Genomic DNA, 16,051 nt, shown 5'->3' on the forward strand with positions numbered 1-16,051 from the left:
AAGGCTTTGCTCCTACAAGGTTGAGCGCATAATTGCATCTTAGCTCAACTGGTATTCTGTTTGATAGAAACCGCCTAAAGTGACTGTAATACACCGAGTCGAAGCGATACAGCGTTGGAAACATGCAAATATCGGCTTCAGTTAAGCGATCGCCACATAAATACCGTTGCTTGCTTAGAACAGTTTCCCATCGATCTAAATTCTCGAAGAGTTGGGTCACGGCTTCTTCGTAGGCGGCTTGTGATGTCGCAAATCCAGCGCGATAAACACCAGCATTGATTGGTAGATAGATTGCATCAATGGTTTCATCGATCTGCTGTTGTAGGTCGTGTGGATATAAATCTACTTGCTGAGTTGCCAATGAAGCAAACTCCACGTCAAACATCCGCACGATCTCGCGAGATTCGTTATTGACGATGGTTTGAGATTGCTTATCCCACAAGACGGGAACAGTGACTCGTCCCGTGTATTTGGGATCGGCTTTGAGGTAAATCTCTTGCAAATATTGAGCGTGATTCACCCAGTCAGGAATAGCTCCTGGCGCTTGACTAAACATCCAGCCTTTATCGCTCATAATCGGATCGACGATAGAAACTGAAATGGCATCGTTCAACCCTTTGAGTTCGCGCATGATCAAGGTGCGGTGCGCCCACGGACACGCCAAAGAAACGTAGAGGTGATAGCGTAGAGCTTCTACCCTAAACCCGCTCTTTCCGTCTCTAGTCACGCGATCGCGAAACGTTGTTGAGATCTCATGGAAATCAACGCTTTGATTTTGCTCGTTCTCATCGGTTATCCATTTACCTGCAACCATCATTCCCGCCATACTTCCCTCCTAAATATGTTGGTGCAATTATGCCTTTGCTGCTTTATATAATTTGATAAAAGTGCTATCTGAGTAGTCTTAAGTTGTCGTTTTTTTGAGCGTTCCTATTAAGTGCGCTTGCAGCAGTCTAGAGTATTAGAACAATCGCAAATAATTTGGGGTGCAATTTGAAACTGCACCCCAGGTAACACATAGAGATTTAAATTTAAAATTGAATTGTTATCTATAACTTCACGACACGCACGCTTGATTCCAGAAAACCTATTCTGAATCGAGAAGTTTAGCCAAGGACAGCGCCATGTTACTACTCGGTTCTTGTCATTGTGGAGCGGTACGCTTTAGTGTCAACAGCCCCCACCCCTATCCCTATATGCGTTGTTGTTGCTCGATTTGCCGCAAGACAGCGAGATTAATGGCTATGCCATTAATCTCGCTGGCGATAACACGACTCTGAAGGTAGAGGGTGAGGAAAATATTACCGTTTACCGCGCTAAAATTCAGAATCCTGAAGATCCACAACCACATCAAAGCCAAAGCAAACGCCGTTTCTACCGTCATTGCGGCTCGTGCTTGTGGGTTTACGATCGGTTGTATCTTGTATACATTTACCGTACCTCGTAAAGCGCCACTCTACCTATCTTTTGGCAGAACATTTCTACTGCTAATTCTGCTGCAATGTGCATTATACGTTTTACCACTTAACATCAGGGCAAGCAATTTGTGATCGAAGCTGTAATTTTCGACATCGACGGAACACTGGTTGATACTGTTGACTTTCACGCGCAGTCATGGGAGAGAACCTTCCAACATTTTGGTCATCAAATTCCTTACGAGCAGATCCGCGCCCAAATTGGTAAAGGCAGTGACAAGTTAATGCCCGTCTTCTTCTCAGTTGAAGAACTGAATAAATCAGATGACGATCAAAGCCCTACTAAAGGCGAACGTATGCGAGATTACCGTCGGGAACTCTACAAGCATGAATATCATCCCCGCATCAAAGCTTTTCCTCAAGTGCGTGAGCTATTTTTACGAATCAAAGCAGATGGCAAGCGCCTTGCTCTAGCTTCCTCTGCGACAAAGGACGATCTGGCAACCTACATACAGCTCCTGAATGTTAAAGAACTGGTCGATGCTGCAACCACTACCACCGAGGTGGAATCGTCTAAGCCAGAGCCGGATGTCTTCTTGGTCACGCTGGATAAATTAGGTGGTATTGCTCCCGATCGTGTGATTGTTGTGGGCGATACACCCTATGACGCAGAAGCTGCAAGTAAGGCGAATCTACGCACGATTGGTGTACTTTCTGGTGGTTTTTCAGCAGAAAACTTACGTCAAGCAGGTTGTATTGCCATCTACCAAAATATAGCCGATCTGCTGGCACGCTACGACTCCTCGCCGCTCAAGTAGTCCCCGGCAGGGGTTGCATCCCGAAGCTGGAGAAATTGACACCGATTTACCCAAACCACCAGAACACACCCACATCATGCTTGACTTTGCAGCGAGTTGGGTAGAGATTCCTGAAGTTGGGGGCGATCGCTACCATCAACGTTACCCCGATGAATCTATTGCCCAGTGGCATGAAAGGCTTGGTCTGGGGGATGAAACAGAGGAGTAGTAACAGGAATGCGAAGGTCGAGCGATCGCACCTCTTTGCCTTTCCAACTATGTCTAGTGCTATCTAACCGCTAGCTGGGGCAAACAAGGTTGTTATCTCTTGGCAAAAATACTCCTCATTCTAACATCTAGATTCAATTTCAAAAAGGAATGTCATCAACCATATTATTTTGAGCAATTAATTCTAAATCATCTGCTCGATCGAACAGTTTAATTAAATCTGATACAATCCGGCTATCATTAGTTTTTATTCCTAACTCACCTTCTTTTTTTTCAGATTCAGAAGTTAAAAAATTATGGCTTCCAAGCATAGCAAAACAATCATCACATACTAAATATTTTGCATGAGTTCCTAATATTTTTAGTTTGAGATATTGGGGATACTTCTGTTCTAAAACTTCTAGTTTAGGTAGAGCGTCATAGAAATTTGAGGACAAATAGAGTTTTTGGCGAATGGAGTCAGACTTAAAATCGCGGTGATTGCTCTCGTTAATATCTTGTAAACGTCTCCAACCAATATTAATTGAAATGTTGCTTTTCAGTAATTTTTCAAACTCATTAATCATCTTGGAATCAATTGCCCAACCAATCCACGGACATACTAAGATTAACCGATGCTGGGCTTTCTGAAGGGATTCCAATAAAACTTTGCAGCTTCCAGAACGTTCATATACTAGTTCGTACTTATAATTTGACTGAGTAGTTTCTAATAGCTGATTAATTTGAGCTATTCGTCTTTCAATATTTACATCGATTTGCCCTAACAAATTCTCTTGAATCTCGTTCAAAATAGCCTCTAAATATTTTGCAGTTACGCGCTCAACTAACTGCTGCTTTAGACTAGATATCTCTTGCTCTAGATTTTTCCCAAACTGTTGAGAAGGTATGACAAATATAAATTTCCTCATATTTCACGAATAGCTACTTTCTTATTGAAAACTTGAGACCCTCAGATGTGTGTCACACTATCTTGCTGAATGCTTCTGCAACAATTCCTGACCGTGATCGCCCATTGTTTGCAGCATCTCTTCAATCAGCTTTAGAGCTAGTTTTGAAGGTTTGCCGCGCTGATTCTCCCAGCGATTCACCGAAGAACAAGTAACGCCTAGCTCTGCGGCAAACTCCTCTTGCGTCAACTCTGTTTCCAACCGCAGCTCTCGAATCAGGTTGCCGATCTGTGGCTGACTGGCTACAAGTGTTTTCTTAACGGGCATCTGGCTGAATCCTTGGGTGCGTTATTCAACGCATAATTTGTTGCGTTATGTTATGTATCCTATTTGCTCTTATTGAAGAGATCGGCAGCGATTACACCGAAATCTAAAAAGATCAGTGTCTACTAAGGACTTCATGAAATTTTAATTTGGAGATGCTGCGATCGCACTTGACTAACTGTACCATTACCCCTGCTTTACCTGAGTCAAAGGAAGCAATCGCCTGGTTGTTACAGACAGGAAGCTTTTATGTAACATGACTAGAAAGTGGAGAATTATCATTAATTATGGTTCATCAGTCGCAAATCGAAATTTCCACAACAAGTCATGGAGATATGCACGATCTAACCGATGAAGTTAGTCGAATTGTGAAAAATTCTGGGATTAAAACGGGAATAGTTCACATTTTCAACATTGGTAGTACGGCAAGCATCGGCACGATTGAATTTGAGCCAGGACTGCAACGCGACCTACCCGAACTCCTAAATCAGCTGATTCCACCGAGCCGAGAATACGGACACGAACAGATGTGGCATGACGGCAACGGACATTCTCATTTACAGGCAACGTGGCTTGGTCCATCTCTAACTGTGCCAGTACACAACGGTAAGTTAGAGTTAGGAACCTGGCAACAAATCTTTCACCTAGAATGTGACATTAAACCGCGTCAAAGAAAAATTATTGTGACTGTTTATGGAGAATAATAGCTGAATCGTCATGAGACGAGCGCAAAAATCTGAAACATCAGAAACCCATATATGCCTGGAAGCAAACAGGTAATCTCATTAACCCACAGCAAACTCCGTAAACTTTCGTATCGTAGGAGAATGAAATCCAATCACGATATCCTGTTTTGAAACTCCTAAAGCAGCCAACTCTTTAGCGATATCTATTTCCGTTCTATTCTGTTGAATCCAGATCTTCTCATCTTTGATGTCGATATGTATGGAACAGCCATAGACTCGGTGCTTACTCTCCCAACCAACACTAACAATTAGATAGCGGTCTTGCTTCGTGTCAAAAATTGTCTCAACTTCAACATCTCCATAAGCAGGTTTATAGCTACTATACTTTGTCAGTAGTTGCTGAACGTGCTGGCGATATTCTTCTAACTTTGCCATCTGACTTTTAGCTGAGTAAATATATATAAATTCTATTTTTAATAGTGTAGCAAAACGTCTTAACTAAAGATATTTAAAGAACCAAAAATACTCATAAAAGCCTTGATTTTTTGATATGATAATTTTATCTAAAGCTTTAGCTTTAGTAGTAGTTGTATCTTGAGTTTAAATGTCTATTGATAATATTTGCAAATATCTTTCCGAACAGTATCCTGAAAGCTTTATCAATTGAGTTTTAGGTGAAACCACAACTGACGCTGAAATCCTCAAGACTGAATTAAGTGTCGAACCAATTCGCGCTGATTTCGTTGCCTTGTTGCGCCCCCAGGAACGAATTTTGCATTTAGAGTTTCAGGTAGAAACCATCTCAGTTCCACCCTTGCCTCTACGGATGTTGGATTACTATGTAAGACTTTATCGACAATACAATCGTCCAGTCGATCAGTTCGTTATCTTTTTGAAACGTACCACCGCAGCAGCAGCATACACCGACCAGTTGATAACTGATAGTGTTAGATATCGCTATGAAGTTATACGATTGTGGGAGCAAGACCCAACTCCTTTACTAGCAAATCCTGCGTTGTTACCTTTGGCAACACTGGCTCAATCCGATTCCCCGAATACTTTGTTGGAGCGAGTTGCAGCTCAATTGGATATGATTGAGGAGCGGGAGAAAAAGCGCGATATTTCTGCTTGTGTAGAAGTACTTGCAGGCTTGAGATTTGAAGAAAACATTATTCGCCAATACTTGAGAGAAGACATTATGAAAGAATCAGTAATCTATCAAGGAATTATCCGTGAAGGCATACAGCAAGGAAAGCGAGAGGAAGCCTTATCATTGATTGTTCGCCAACTGACGCGGAGAATTGGTACTGTTGCTCCAGAAATACAAGCTCAACTCCAGAACCTAACGACTCCCCAGCTTGAGGAGTTGGGAGTAGCGTTGTTGGATTTTAGAGGTATTTCTGACTTGACTACTTGGTTGCAAAACAATATTTCTTGAGAGAGGACATCATGAAAGAGTCAGTAGTCTATCAAGAGATCCTGGAACGAGGAAAGAGAGAAGAAGCTTTGTTACTCACGCTGCGCTTACTAATGAGACGGATTGGCGAAGTTGCGCCCCAGTTGCAAACTCAAATTCAAAATCTGACTACTGCTCAGCTTGAAGAATTGGGAGTTGCCCTACTGGACTTTAACAATGCTGCCGATCTAACTGCTTGGCTGCAAAACCAATTTGCATAATGACTATTTACTCATCGTAGAGATCGATATAGTAGGGCGATCGCTGTTCTTTCAACTCATTCCTCACGTAATTGGGAGACTGAATTGTACCGCTCTCAAATCATCTCGAAGGAAGAGTACCTCATGATAGAAAATACATCTGCCAATCCTCCTGATACCCGCGAACCCATCGAGCGAAAGCCAATCGAGATCGCGATCGTGCGCCCCGACGCGGCAACGCTGGCTGGCGATCGGCTGTCCCATTTTGTTGGCATTTCCGCAAGTACAACAGGGGCGAAGGGAATTTCGATGAATCTCGCGATTATTCCTCCTGGTGGAACTGCCGAGCCACATTTTCACCCAGAGCATGAAACGGCAATTTATCTTCTCAAGGGTCGGGTCGAAGTCTGTTACGGGCAGGGACTCCAGCACTGCCGAGTGTGCGAAGCTGGGGATTTCATTTTTACTCCCCCAGGCGTTCCCCATCAGCCGCGGAATCTGAGCGCCACAGAACCCGTTTACGTGCTAGCCGCGCGTAACGATCCAAACGAACAGGAAAAGACTGTACCTTACAACCCATTGTGGAAAGTTAAGTCAGTTTTTGAGCGCAGATATGATGAGAGAAGCACCAATGTATCAAGAAATTCTCCAAGAAGGAAAGCGAGAAGAAGCCTTACTGTAGACCCTACGTTTACTGGATAGATGAATTGGTATACTCACTTTAGATTTGCAACTTCAAGTTCAAAATTTAACCACTCCCCAGCTTGAAGAATTGGGAGTTGCATTACTAGACTTCAATAATGCAGACGATCTTGCCGCTTGGTTACAAAATCAGTCGTAGGATACGCTTCAACTTCCTACTTCTCGATCGACATCCTCAACTCCATATTCCCGCTCGATTACCTGTAAAATCTTCTCCTCCAACGGCGTGAGATAAGTCTGTTTGCCCATATGCTCCAGCATAGTGTAAGCTACGCGATCGCGAAATCCTGGTACTTCTCTGACTCTCCTTATCCGCTGCAAAATCTGAGGTAGTTGGCGATGGGCTTCGGGAGAATCAATTTTATTCAAGTTTTCTGGCTTCACAATAAGAGTCGTGTCGTGTACGTTAACAATTACTGTAAAGTCTCTTGGCTCGATAGCGATCGCCCAACAACCGTTATATTTCTTTTCTTTACCTTCTAGCCTGACTAAGGTGAATACATCACCAACCTGGCAGTAGTTTTTGGCATTCACCAGAGGCTTTTCTTTGAGCTGCTCGACAATCCCTTTGACGATGCGACCGCTAGGAACCTTGCCCCCAGCTTCTTCTACGCTTTGACTCCAAATCGAGCATTGTAACTCTGGAGTATATTTCATTAAGTCGCGCACCTGGCGTTCATTGGTAGGCAAAATTTGTTCACCATTGGTTAACAAATTATCGACAACAGCCGCCGCCGCGATTTTATAGTGGGCAGTAATCCGACTGTAACCAAATCGCTCTCTGATATAATCTTCAAAAGTCTTGTGGGTAGAACGATACAATCTCCTATCTCTCAATTCCCGCAGAGCTACGCCCGCTTCGTAGAATGCCCTTTCTACTCGCAACTCTAGACGATGGCGATCGCGCTCCTCATCTTCATCCAGTTCTTCCAACACTTCTACTTGAACCGATTCAGCTTTGACTAAACTCGATTCATCGTATGGTTCTGGGTCGGGTTCGCGGACGCGATTAGGTTTCGTAGACACAGCCCGCTCTCCACGCTTAACAATTAGGGTTGAGTTGTCTGTCACCAGATCTGAAATATCTGCAACGCTGTCACTTGATGAGGCTATTGAGGTAGAGGACGCGCCGGAGTGCGATCGCTGCCAGTCTTGGATCGAGGCAGTTCCCAAGTGCAGATCGGCGTTGCCTAACAACTGAGTCGCCGCTCTTAACTCCGATGGGTCTGTCCACCCAATCGGCAATCCGAAAACCGCCTCTAAAAATTCGGGATTGGCTACTTGATTCCTCCCCAGCAATCCTAACTGCTTGCACTTGCCCTCGAACTTGCTCGTCCCAGGGGGACGGCTCTTGCTTAAATTGTTGGACAACGCTCCTGGACGTGGCAACCAACAATAGCCTTTCGCCAATCCAGGGCGTTTCAAAGTAGGCGCTGGAAACACAAACCCATTCCGCATCGTACCCGATGGTGTCAAGGGTTCGGAGCAAGTGTCTGAAATATGAACCTGGTGGTTGCCCTGGTCTAATTGAGCAGGTGAGCAAACCTGGGACGTTTTCGATGACGGCAAACTTTGGTTGGAGGATGGCGATCGCATCCACGACTGCTGGAATGCAATCCCTTGGGTCGTCTGCTCCCAATCTTTTTCCTTCAAGGGAGAATGGCGGACATGGGGGTGAAGCCGAGATGAGACTTGGCAATTGTCCCCTCCACGATCTCCAGTGACTTCGCTCCTTGACATCGTGGAAGATGGGGATGCAGGGGAAGCGGGACAGCAGGATATCTCTGATATATCCATGCTCTCGGTCGGCGATGAGGTCGCACAGTCCGACGAGGTTAAATCCTCCGGTGACGATGCCAGCGGCGGGAAAGCCTGCACCGACTCCCGAACAAAGATCGAGTTGGGTAAGGAGCATTCAATTACGTCAAAATAATCGCGGTGAAATAGGCTGTTGTCTGTCGTGCGTACCCAATCAAGATCTACCCCGTCTATCTCAAACTCCATTCCAGCACAGACAAAATGCAGATCGTTAATCCGAATGCGATCCCCTACTTGGGGAGTTGGGAGGAGCCAGTCGCTTGCGGGGGTTCTCCCGCTCTTGCGAACTGGCGTTCGGGAGTCGGGAGTCAAGGTAATAGGTAATGGGTAACGGGTAATAGGTGATGGATTAGCTTTTTCCCTAGAACTCGTCATACGCCTTCTCCTCGCACTCATCAAGAGATAAGTCTGCCTCCTCTAATTTTTCTGGGTCTGCACTGCAAGCTAATTCATGTCGTTTGTTAGCAACGATTTCCTCATCTGAAGTGCGATGCCGAAGGCGGTTCGCTTCGCGACCATCGCGCTTTCTGAGATTCACTCCTCTCGAAGCGTCCACAACACGATTTTGAATTGTTTTGAAATGACTCTCTGCCGTGCGCTGCCAGTCTTCTCGGCTTCTTTTGTCTAGTTCCGTGCAAATTCCCACCGTGAAACGCTGGTCATAGTTGGGGTCGCCCCTATAGTCCGAACCCGCATAGCATCTTGGGTTTTGGCAAGCCACAGGTTTATCACGGCATTGGTCGTAGTTTGGGATCGCCAAGCGCACTAGATTTAGTCCTACCAGCCCAGTATCTCGACAGCAAAAGCATCTCCATTTGGGAACCCATATTTCCTTGTCTGTTGGGTTTTCCAGTTCGGGGCGGATGGGTTCGCGGGGCAGTTGGGGAAGATTCATAGACACACCCCCTCGAATGCATTAGTTGCCATCGCCCAGTCGTAAAAGGCTTTACGCTGCTCTCGCTCCGCTTCGTTTTCGTGTACCCACTCGTAGCCGCGATTGAAGGCTTCCCAAATCCATTCACTAAAGCGCAGGTCATTTCGCCAGTCGTGGCTAGTCGCGATCGCCTTCTTCTTGGCTTCTTTGCCAGCGGCGGAACTTAAAAATCTTTGATGCCAATTCTTGAGATCTTCCTCACGGGCAAGGAAGCGTTCTAGGCTGACGATCTCCTCTCCTGATTCTCCATTCCTGGCTGTCAGCTTCTTCCATTCATCTCTAACAAACTTTTCAAAATTCTCTCTCTCGCTGTCTGAGAGAGTCTGAATAAAGTCTGAGTAAGTATGAGAGTATGAAGAGTTCTGTAACTCTTGCTGTGGTTGAGTTGTAGCCTCTGATTTGTGCGTGGGCGCACACTGTTGTGCATCAGCGCACTTGTCTGTGCGTGGGCGCACTTGTTTGTGTGTGGGCGCACACTGTTGTGCATCAGCGCACGAGCTGTGCGTGGGCGCACAACTTCCATTTTCTTCTTCTAGCTCGTGATTGCTCCCATTTTCTTGGTCGCTTAATAAAGTGAGCTTGCGGTTGTTGATTCTCTGCCGCACTCTGGCTTTCTCAATTTCCAGATCGATTAGCCCTTTGTTCTTCAGTTCTTCCAGCGCCCTAGAAACGCTGGTACGATGAATGCCTAGTAGTTCGCCAACCTTTGAGCAATCAATTTCTAGATCGCGATCTCCATAGGGATCGAGAGTGCGGATGTAGTAAAAAACTCCTAGTTCTGCTCTAGTTAGTTGTTTAAAGCACTCTACCCAATCATTGGTAGTAAGGCGAAGGTGCAAGGGAGTCTTAATTTTCCGTTCTGGTTGCATTACTCCACCCCCATCTCTGCCTTTTGGCTGATAGGTTTGCAGCCGAAGGCGGCTAAATTAGTGCAGTCCTTTGAAAATTGTTTTAACCGTGGTATTATTCCCATAGTCTTTTTTAGTTGATGAAGCCCCGCGTCCGTGACACTGGAACGGGGTGAATTTTTTAAGTAGCCTCAACCCATTTCAAATATTTCCTGATACGATCGGAACATCCAGCCAATCAGCTTTTTGGGTTGCCCTATAACAATAGCAGTAATCATATCCGGCAACTAGGGGGTTTATGCAAAGTTTTGTGAAGCAGGAAATTGAGGTACACCAAAAGCTATTTGGCGAAATGCTAGTTCGGTTTGGCATAAACGCGAAGGAGCTAGCGGAAACAGCAGGTGTGTCTGAGATGATGGTTTCCCGCTTTCGCAATGGAAAGGTCGATTTAGGCTCGGCAAAACTGCTTGCTTTGTTGGCGCATGTCCCAGATGAAGCTAGTGAGTGGTATTTATCGCAGATAATCGGAGTAAAACCGAAAGCGAGTTTGCGATCGCAATTTCTTGCTGCTTCTTCCCGGGAAAAAGCTGAAGTTTTGAACCTGGTGGCTGACTGGATTGAAAGCGGCGATTCCCGTGTATTTACCGAATCAGAGCAAGTTCCAGAGGCAGTATGATAAATGGCTACTTTACGACTGCCGAAGAAAAACACTGTGACAGAGCAAAAGAACTTTATTGAGAAAAACAGGCAAAAGAACAATATTGAAGAAAGCAAGCTTTTTAGGCAGTGCGATCGCTTATCGGTTGAAAAGAAGGCTCAATTGATCAAACGGTTGCTGTCGGATGGAAGCATCCAGGTGACGATTAGTAATTCTCAAACGTACGTTAACGCTGTTTGTCCATTGACCCCTACAAACAGAAAGCGGATAGCAGGAATTGTAAGAGCGATCGCTAATCGGATGGAGAATCGATAATTCCTCCCCCTATTGCCTCCGCTTCTCCAGGTCACGTCTCAATGACGACGGATAATTTAAATACCTTGCTGGTGGCTATGCCAGAAGGTGATAGGCAGTATTTTTTTGAAACTCTACTGGGAACAGCTGTAACAGCGCGATCGCAGACGCTAGAAGAAATGGTTGAGAATATGGACTCGCGATCGCTTACCTCCGTGTTACAGGCGATCGCCGGAAGTCTATCTCTTAGGCTCAACGAATCTGTGCTGGAGCAAGAGGCGAGCTGAGCAATATCTTGAGGGCGATCGCAATCCGTTTAAGCTTCCCTGCGTCTTCAAACCAGGGAAGCTTAACTATGCGGAACTAACGGGTTCAGTTGGGCATCCTAACTTAACGAGGCGCTAGTGTACTAGCTGCGTCAGCCTTATAGCTGTTGTTGATATAGAAGGTTTCTAAGATGTCTGTCACGAAGCGAGAATCAGGAAGTGGTATTGTTTTTGAAGCGCTCAACGGTAGTGTAGTAGCGTTCTGCACTCAAGGAGTGTGTTATGTAAGTCCTATTTGTACGTCAGGAGTCAAGAGTAGCATCCTGACTCAGATGCCACAGAACGCGGCATTAGAAGAATCACCGACACAAGTTGAATTTTTGGAATTACTAGCTCACAAGTCAAAATAATATCTTGAGTCAACAAGAGTAGCGCCATCGCTACTCTTGTTGAAGATCTACTCCCAGGTCTAGTAACTGAAACCTTTGAGCAGCATAGCGATCACAGCCAAATTTATTGACTTAGCTCATCTGCCTGTACGGGTGTTTGTCTCTCTGTCGCGCGGGATTCTCTCACCAAAAAGAGTGAAGTAAAGCATACGGTAAATATCAGTATTGCTAATGCCTGTCGTAGGCATTAGTTTTTCTGCATTCAGTCCTGCAGCACGAGCAATGACACCGCTACCCACATCATCACTGGATGCCCAAGCGATCGCAAAGGGGAAGGAATTACCATTGAGATCGGGAGCAGATATGAAGGGTTTAGTTCCGGTTCCATCTATACCATCAATTGGGGAACCACTGGTTTCATCATTGGCTGGCAGCGGTTCTTCAGCCGATTCGACATCAAGTATCTCCATACCACCTGCGTTACTATCGCTTGCAGTCACCATAAAGGTTTTAGGGTTTTTCTCAATGAAATTGAGGATAGTCCCTGCTGCATCGTCGGCACGTTTGAAGGCTTCAAGGCAGCCAGAGGCGTTGAGGTTGTTACAAAAGTTATCAGTACCTTCTTCCTCGATTACCACTAGAAAACCTTGTTTGTCGCGCGAGACGCGGCTGAGTGCAAATTCAGTCATCTCGGCAATTGTTGGGGCGCTGGGAATGTAATTAGGCAACCCTTGCGCCCGCAACTTTTCTTCTGGCTGGTCGTAAAAAGTGTCTTCCACATTGAAGACTCCAAAGACTTTCTTGACATCTTTGGGCAGCTTCAGCAGCTCGTCGCGAGTATAAACAATCCTATAACCTGCTGCTGTTAACTCCTCAATCAAGTTACGTCCATCGGTGCGTGCGCCCATACCGAAGCGTCCTTGAATGCCCTTAGGCAAGAGCCACTCTTCCCCTGCGCCCAGCATAATATCTACACCAGATTCAACTACCTCCAAAGCGATCTCTTCGTAATCTTGCCGCCTTCTTGCTTCTGACACAAAGGCAGCCGTGCCTGGTTCAATCAAAGAACCGGATTGGACGAGTGCAGTACCAAGACCAGCTTTGACAGCTTCTTCCATAATCGTGTTGGTCGTGCCGTTAGCCGAGACATACTCATTGCCTTCAGGATCTAGTCCAAACGAGGCTGAGTAGGCACGAGTACCAGTTGCATGAGTTACAGCACCAGCATTGGAGGTTCCAGTTAACTGGTCTGACAGATGACCGCGATAGGGCGAAATAAAAGGCAGGCGATCCCAGTTGAGTTCTCCATCTGGACCGTAATGAAGAATACGAGTCGCATCCCAGTGGCTAGCCGAAGTGCCGTCGGGATGAAAGAAGATCGCGCCATTGCCAGTTGGCTTGGGAGACGATTGTGCAAATGCTGGTTTAGCCCAAGCAAGGGAGACAATCTGCGGAGTTACTAATGTACCAATCAGTACTGCACCTAGTAGTTTCCATTTGCTGAAATTTGTCACAACTCTCTGCTCCTCACGCTTATACATGGTGATTTGGCATCAATTATTTTTGGGCTTACCACTAACTAGAACAAATGTTCAATCTGTCATCCCAAGCGGTGTTCGCGTCCACGTACAATTGACGCGAACTGCAAAAATAATTGTTGTTCAATACAAGTTGAATTTTTCTCAAATCCTATCAGAATAGTCATCAGTGCCGATGTTTTGCAGAAAACATCAGCACCCTTAATCGTAGTTTTAGCGCAGAGAAAACCGAGCTATGTGCGAGTCAGCTCGTGCTGAAGAAGCTTGTTCAGCAAGGTTTGTCAGCACGAGTTGGAGTAACTCAACTGGGGTAAAGTGCCGATTCTAATAGAAGATCGGCACTTTTTCTAGTTACCTTGCCCCTAGTAACAGCTTCTGTCTCACGACCCCTACTCGTGCCAGCAGACAAGTTCCAAATCTGACTTCTGGAAGAGGAGAAGATTGGATTAGTTTGTCAACGTGTATACAAAGTTCTAATTATCCCCATTCATGGCAATCAGCTATTGATTGGTGGTGACTGAGCGTGGCGACTAAATGCTTGTAAAGAGGAATTTCGCTCGTGGATGCAACAGACAAGCAAATTTATTCGCTAGTTGAGCAATGGTGTGCTGCTAGGGATCGATCTAGTGTCAGTGAAGCGCTTCGTCAGATTGCACTCGTCGCTAATTGCTTGCCGCAAGTGCCAAAACAGTTGACCGAAGAGCAGCAAAAATGCGTGTTTCGGTGGTTGGAGTCAAATCATCCTAATGCTTATCTCTGGGCTATTAGTCAACGCTGTGTCGGTCATCCAGCAACTGTCTGGGGTCTGGATGCATCTCAAAAGGTAGCTTTCGCTCTGCGCAAGTAAGATTTTAGAGTTTGAGCGGAGCCGCCGTAAAACCCTGTCTGAAAAGGAGCCGAGTTTTACGGCGGGCAAAAAGACGGGGGTTCGATTGGGTAAGGAGAAGAAAAATTTGGCATTGAATCATAAGCAAACAGCTATGACTTTAAGCCTATATCTGTTGCTAGAGGAAACAGGTAAGAGTATTCGTCTTAACTAAGTAAATAGTGATTTTGTGCTAGTTTAGTGCTCTTGTTACAATGACTCAAATACCAGATAATCAATCGCCAGTTCATTTATCGGTGCATGAAACTTCTGACCCAAGTTTAATTAGCCCCAACCCGAACGCCGAAGCTTCTGGAGCAGCTCTCAACGACTTGAATGACTCGGTTGATGATGATGAAAATGTTGATGTACCTACTCCAGAGTCATCGAATGCGACTGGCAAAGAAGAGCCTCTAGAGAACCAGATAACAATAGCCAATTTAAGTGCTGGGTGAGTTTGGGAAGCTCGTCCCTTTGTGGGTCAAGATTTCTATCAGTACAAAAGAGTGTAAGCTAACTAGGGAGAGCGGTCTAAGTTAATAAGTTTGTCAGGTAACATTTTTTCCCAGAAAAGCGATCGCACTCCTTCTACACTCTTGCACTACGATTCATTCCGATCTGGAAGTCATAACCATTCACGCCATTGGTCAGAAATTCACTGTATAGATAGTTACAATTGTCCTTGACTGCGAAGGACAATGTTGGTGACACCGATCGTCAGGGTTAGATGTTCGTCAGACCGAGTGAGTCTGACGAACAAATACTTCTTTAGCTGAGGTTGCTGTCTTTTGAACTTGAGTCAAAAGTAATTCCACACTCAAATCGCAATTATGAATGATAGTATAGTAAGTCAAGCTCAAGCTTGGGGGTTTATTTGCGACTTAAGTATTCCAAGTAAATGGCAGATCCTTCCCCAACAAGCTGGGGAAGGATGGAGATTGCAATTAGTTGGAGATAGGTGGTTGCTAATCGTGAACGATGTTCCTCAAATTCTTTGTCATCCGTCTGAAGTCACAGTATTTTTAGAGCGCCGTCTAGCCAGGAAACGCTCGACCCTACGAAACCTTCTACTTAATTAATTCCTTCAGTGCAAATAGAACGACTCCTGATGCTCTACTAGATGTCGATTGTAGGCGCGTTCGCATTGACTAAAATACGGGCTAAATGCTTCTATGGGAGCGACAACTGTGAAGATGCAAATCTCATCACTCAATTACAAACCCTCTTGGGCTACACCAATTACCGCACCTCTACCACCAAAATTCGTCCCCGTCATTCCTCGATTAAAACGGCTAGCTGCGGCTCTGAGCGTAATACTAGGTAGCGGCACATCACCCACTTGCAAGACTAAATTGGCATTATCGGGATTGAGATAGAAGTTAGTCAAAGCATGAACTTCTGGACGCGCCGCCGCTGCTTTTTTGACGTAGATAAATACTGGACGCGAGAGGGGTTGGTAGCTACCATCTGCAATTGTTTTGGGACTAGGCTGGACGCAACCGTAACCGCTATCAATTCCGATTAATTTCAACTTATCCTGATTTTTTAAGTAGTAGGCATAACCAAAATAACCAAGAGCATTAGGATTAGCAGCAACTCCTTGTACTAAAGCATCATCGTTGGCACTTGGCTTATAGTCAGTACGGCTTTTCCCTTCTTGTCCCACAGGAGAGCGAAAAATTTCGGGGGAGATGAGGGACACAACGCGGTAAGATGACTCAATGCCTGATTCTGCTGAAAGAGTCA

General features: G+C 45.4%; 23 protein-coding genes and 2 pseudogenes. 15 read left to right on the forward strand and 10 right to left on the reverse strand.

The window, feature by feature from the left end; genetic code table 11:
- On the reverse strand, window positions 1-826 hold an 826-nt coding region (locus DSM107010_RS32945; protein WP_127025004.1), incomplete at its 3' end, for a glutathione S-transferase family protein.
- Between the two features lie 298 nt (window positions 827-1,124).
- Between DSM107010_RS32945 and DSM107010_RS32950 the strand changes: the two are divergent.
- The 3 genes and pseudogenes from DSM107010_RS32950 to DSM107010_RS32960 form a co-directional block, all read left to right on the forward strand.
- Window positions 1,125-1,411 (forward strand): annotated as a pseudogene (locus tag DSM107010_RS32950) (GFA family protein); the annotation flags it as partial.
- 135 nt (window positions 1,412-1,546) lie between these two features.
- Window positions 1,547-2,233: an HAD family hydrolase gene (locus DSM107010_RS32955; RefSeq protein WP_106167366.1), complete on the forward strand. Its 687-nt coding sequence runs from the start codon at window positions 1,547-1,549 to the stop codon at window positions 2,231-2,233.
- 13 nt (window positions 2,234-2,246) lie between these two features.
- Window positions 2,247-2,441, forward strand: a pseudogene (locus tag DSM107010_RS32960) (GFA family protein); the annotation flags it as partial.
- A gap of 139 nt (window positions 2,442-2,580) precedes the next feature.
- Here the strand turns inward: DSM107010_RS32960 and DSM107010_RS32965 are convergent.
- A complete protein-coding gene (locus DSM107010_RS32965; protein ID WP_106167364.1) occupies window positions 2,581-3,348 on the reverse strand; it encodes a phospholipase D-like domain-containing protein in 768 nt (255 codons plus the stop codon).
- Window positions 3,349-3,405: 57 nt separating this feature from the next.
- On the reverse strand, window positions 3,406-3,654 hold the full coding sequence (locus tag DSM107010_RS32970; protein WP_106167363.1) for a helix-turn-helix domain-containing protein: 249 nt from the start codon (window positions 3,652-3,654) through the stop codon (window positions 3,406-3,408).
- A 284-nt stretch (window positions 3,655-3,938) separates the two neighbouring features.
- Here DSM107010_RS32970 and DSM107010_RS32975 point away from each other — a divergent pair, with 284 nt between their 5' ends.
- Window positions 3,939-4,355, forward strand: coding sequence for a secondary thiamine-phosphate synthase enzyme YjbQ (locus tag DSM107010_RS32975; RefSeq protein WP_106167362.1), 417 nt, complete (start codon window positions 3,939-3,941; stop codon window positions 4,353-4,355).
- An 81-nt stretch (window positions 4,356-4,436) separates the two neighbouring features.
- Here the strand turns inward: DSM107010_RS32975 and DSM107010_RS32980 are convergent, their stop codons facing one another.
- Window positions 4,437-4,772, reverse strand: coding sequence for a XisI protein (locus DSM107010_RS32980; RefSeq protein ID WP_106167361.1), 336 nt, complete (start codon window positions 4,770-4,772; stop codon window positions 4,437-4,439).
- A gap of 337 nt (window positions 4,773-5,109) precedes the next feature.
- On the opposite strand from DSM107010_RS32980, the gene DSM107010_RS41700 reads away from it, so the two are divergent.
- The 4 genes from DSM107010_RS41700 (at window position 5,110) to DSM107010_RS43360 (ending at window position 6,834) form a co-directional block, all read left to right on the forward strand.
- Window positions 5,110-5,775 (forward strand): DUF4351 domain-containing protein, encoded by a 666-nt coding sequence (locus tag DSM107010_RS41700; protein ID WP_241994439.1) that lies wholly within the window; start codon window positions 5,110-5,112, stop codon window positions 5,773-5,775.
- Window positions 5,776-5,786: 11 nt separating this feature from the next.
- Entirely contained in the window at window positions 5,787-6,014 is a 228-nt protein-coding gene (locus tag DSM107010_RS32990; RefSeq protein WP_106167360.1) for a DUF4351 domain-containing protein, read from the forward strand.
- A 123-nt stretch (window positions 6,015-6,137) separates the two neighbouring features.
- The gene (locus DSM107010_RS32995) at window positions 6,138-6,695 is read left to right on the forward strand and encodes a cupin domain-containing protein (RefSeq protein ID WP_106167359.1); all 558 of its coding nucleotides are present in this window, start codon (window positions 6,138-6,140) and stop codon (window positions 6,693-6,695) included.
- A gap of 10 nt (window positions 6,696-6,705) precedes the next feature.
- Entirely contained in the window at window positions 6,706-6,834 is a 129-nt protein-coding gene (locus DSM107010_RS43360; protein WP_322506325.1) for a DUF4351 domain-containing protein, read from the forward strand.
- 8 nt (window positions 6,835-6,842) lie between these two features.
- Here the strand turns inward: DSM107010_RS43360 and DSM107010_RS33005 are convergent, their stop codons facing one another.
- From DSM107010_RS33005 to DSM107010_RS33020, 4 genes are all read right to left on the reverse strand, one after another.
- Window positions 6,843-7,721, reverse strand: coding sequence for a hypothetical protein (locus tag DSM107010_RS33005; protein WP_241994440.1), 879 nt, complete (start codon window positions 7,719-7,721; stop codon window positions 6,843-6,845).
- Between the two features lie 70 nt (window positions 7,722-7,791).
- A complete protein-coding gene (locus DSM107010_RS33010) occupies window positions 7,792-8,610 on the reverse strand; it encodes a DNA cytosine methyltransferase (protein ID WP_106167357.1) in 819 nt (272 codons plus the stop codon).
- A gap of 264 nt (window positions 8,611-8,874) precedes the next feature.
- Window positions 8,875-9,408 carry a hypothetical protein gene (locus DSM107010_RS33015; RefSeq protein WP_106167356.1) on the reverse strand — a complete coding sequence of 178 codons (534 nt, stop codon included), beginning with the start codon at window positions 9,406-9,408 and terminating at the stop codon, window positions 8,875-8,877.
- Window positions 9,405-10,316, reverse strand: a complete 912-nt coding sequence (locus DSM107010_RS33020; RefSeq protein WP_106167355.1) for a helix-turn-helix domain-containing protein — start codon at window positions 10,314-10,316, stop codon at window positions 9,405-9,407. The genes DSM107010_RS33015 and DSM107010_RS33020 overlap by 4 nt, the downstream gene beginning before the upstream one ends.
- A gap of 277 nt (window positions 10,317-10,593) precedes the next feature.
- Between DSM107010_RS33020 and DSM107010_RS33025 the strand changes: the two genes are divergently transcribed.
- The 4 genes from DSM107010_RS33025 to DSM107010_RS33040 all read left to right on the forward strand — a co-directional run bounded on the left by DSM107010_RS33025 (window position 10,594) and on the right by DSM107010_RS33040 (window position 11,923).
- Window positions 10,594-10,971: a helix-turn-helix domain-containing protein gene (locus DSM107010_RS33025; protein ID WP_181246342.1), complete on the forward strand. Its 378-nt coding sequence runs from the start codon at window positions 10,594-10,596 to the stop codon at window positions 10,969-10,971.
- A 3-nt stretch (window positions 10,972-10,974) separates the two neighbouring features.
- Entirely contained in the window at window positions 10,975-11,268 is a 294-nt protein-coding gene (locus DSM107010_RS33030) for a hypothetical protein (RefSeq protein WP_106167354.1), read from the forward strand.
- A 41-nt stretch (window positions 11,269-11,309) separates the two neighbouring features.
- On the forward strand, window positions 11,310-11,534 hold the full coding sequence (locus DSM107010_RS33035) for a hypothetical protein (RefSeq protein WP_106167353.1): 225 nt from the start codon (window positions 11,310-11,312) through the stop codon (window positions 11,532-11,534).
- A 170-nt stretch (window positions 11,535-11,704) separates the two neighbouring features.
- The gene (locus DSM107010_RS33040; RefSeq protein WP_127025010.1) at window positions 11,705-11,923 is read left to right on the forward strand and encodes a hypothetical protein; all 219 of its coding nucleotides are present in this window, start codon (window positions 11,705-11,707) and stop codon (window positions 11,921-11,923) included.
- Between the two features lie 116 nt (window positions 11,924-12,039).
- Here the strand turns inward: DSM107010_RS33040 and DSM107010_RS33045 are convergent, their stop codons facing one another.
- On the reverse strand, window positions 12,040-13,416 hold the full coding sequence (locus tag DSM107010_RS33045) for an alkaline phosphatase (RefSeq protein ID WP_199755926.1): 1,377 nt from the start codon (window positions 13,414-13,416) through the stop codon (window positions 12,040-12,042).
- 583 nt (window positions 13,417-13,999) lie between these two features.
- Here DSM107010_RS33045 and DSM107010_RS33050 point away from each other — a divergent pair.
- From DSM107010_RS33050 to DSM107010_RS33060, 3 genes are all read left to right on the forward strand, one after another.
- Window positions 14,000-14,287 (forward strand): hypothetical protein, encoded by a 288-nt coding sequence (locus DSM107010_RS33050; protein WP_106167351.1) that lies wholly within the window; start codon window positions 14,000-14,002, stop codon window positions 14,285-14,287.
- 233 nt (window positions 14,288-14,520) lie between these two features.
- The gene (locus DSM107010_RS33055; protein ID WP_106167350.1) at window positions 14,521-14,760 is read left to right on the forward strand and encodes a hypothetical protein; all 240 of its coding nucleotides are present in this window, start codon (window positions 14,521-14,523) and stop codon (window positions 14,758-14,760) included.
- Between the two features lie 375 nt (window positions 14,761-15,135).
- A complete protein-coding gene (locus DSM107010_RS33060; RefSeq protein WP_106167349.1) occupies window positions 15,136-15,384 on the forward strand; it encodes a hypothetical protein in 249 nt (82 codons plus the stop codon).
- Between the two features lie 134 nt (window positions 15,385-15,518).
- Here DSM107010_RS33060 and DSM107010_RS33065 read toward each other — a convergent pair.
- The coding region (locus DSM107010_RS33065; RefSeq protein ID WP_338418748.1) for a substrate-binding domain-containing protein at window positions 15,519-16,051 on the reverse strand (533 nt) is incomplete at its 5' end.

It is taken from the genome of Chroococcidiopsis cubana SAG 39.79 (genome assembly GCF_003991895.1).
Taxonomy (GTDB): Bacteria; Cyanobacteriota; Cyanobacteriia; order Cyanobacteriales; family Chroococcidiopsidaceae; genus Chroococcidiopsis; species Chroococcidiopsis thermalis.

What these genes read in the sequence shown, in the direction of transcription:
- DSM107010_RS32995 (WP_106167359.1), top strand. Translation starts at nt 6,138, where the DNA reads ATGATAGAAAATACATCTGCCAATCCTCCTGATACCCGCGAACCCATC.
- DSM107010_RS32970 (WP_106167363.1), bottom strand. Translation starts at nt 3,654, where the DNA reads ATGCCCGTTAAGAAAACACTTGTAGCCAGTCAGCCACAGATCGGCAAC.
- DSM107010_RS32990 (WP_106167360.1), top strand. Translation starts at nt 5,787, where the DNA reads ATGAAAGAGTCAGTAGTCTATCAAGAGATCCTGGAACGAGGAAAGAGA.
- DSM107010_RS33015 (WP_106167356.1), bottom strand. Translation starts at nt 9,408, where the DNA reads ATGAATCTTCCCCAACTGCCCCGCGAACCCATCCGCCCCGAACTGGAA.
- DSM107010_RS32975 (WP_106167362.1), top strand. Translation starts at nt 3,939, where the DNA reads ATGGTTCATCAGTCGCAAATCGAAATTTCCACAACAAGTCATGGAGAT.
- DSM107010_RS33035 (WP_106167353.1), top strand. Translation starts at nt 11,310, where the DNA reads ATGACGACGGATAATTTAAATACCTTGCTGGTGGCTATGCCAGAAGGT.
- DSM107010_RS33030 (WP_106167354.1), top strand. Translation starts at nt 10,975, where the DNA reads ATGGCTACTTTACGACTGCCGAAGAAAAACACTGTGACAGAGCAAAAG.
- DSM107010_RS33040 (WP_127025010.1), top strand. Translation starts at nt 11,705, where the DNA reads ATGTCTGTCACGAAGCGAGAATCAGGAAGTGGTATTGTTTTTGAAGCG.
- DSM107010_RS32965 (WP_106167364.1), bottom strand. Translation starts at nt 3,348, where the DNA reads ATGAGGAAATTTATATTTGTCATACCTTCTCAACAGTTTGGGAAAAAT.
- DSM107010_RS32980 (WP_106167361.1), bottom strand. Translation starts at nt 4,772, where the DNA reads ATGGCAAAGTTAGAAGAATATCGCCAGCACGTTCAGCAACTACTGACA.
- DSM107010_RS33010 (WP_106167357.1), bottom strand. Translation starts at nt 8,610, where the DNA reads ATGCTCCTTACCCAACTCGATCTTTGTTCGGGAGTCGGTGCAGGCTTT.
- DSM107010_RS33055 (WP_106167350.1), top strand. Translation starts at nt 14,521, where the DNA reads ATGACTCAAATACCAGATAATCAATCGCCAGTTCATTTATCGGTGCAT.
- DSM107010_RS33020 (WP_106167355.1), bottom strand. Translation starts at nt 10,316, where the DNA reads ATGCAACCAGAACGGAAAATTAAGACTCCCTTGCACCTTCGCCTTACT.
- DSM107010_RS33025 (WP_181246342.1), top strand. Translation starts at nt 10,594, where the DNA reads ATGCAAAGTTTTGTGAAGCAGGAAATTGAGGTACACCAAAAGCTATTT.
- DSM107010_RS33060 (WP_106167349.1), top strand. Translation starts at nt 15,136, where the DNA reads ATGAATGATAGTATAGTAAGTCAAGCTCAAGCTTGGGGGTTTATTTGC.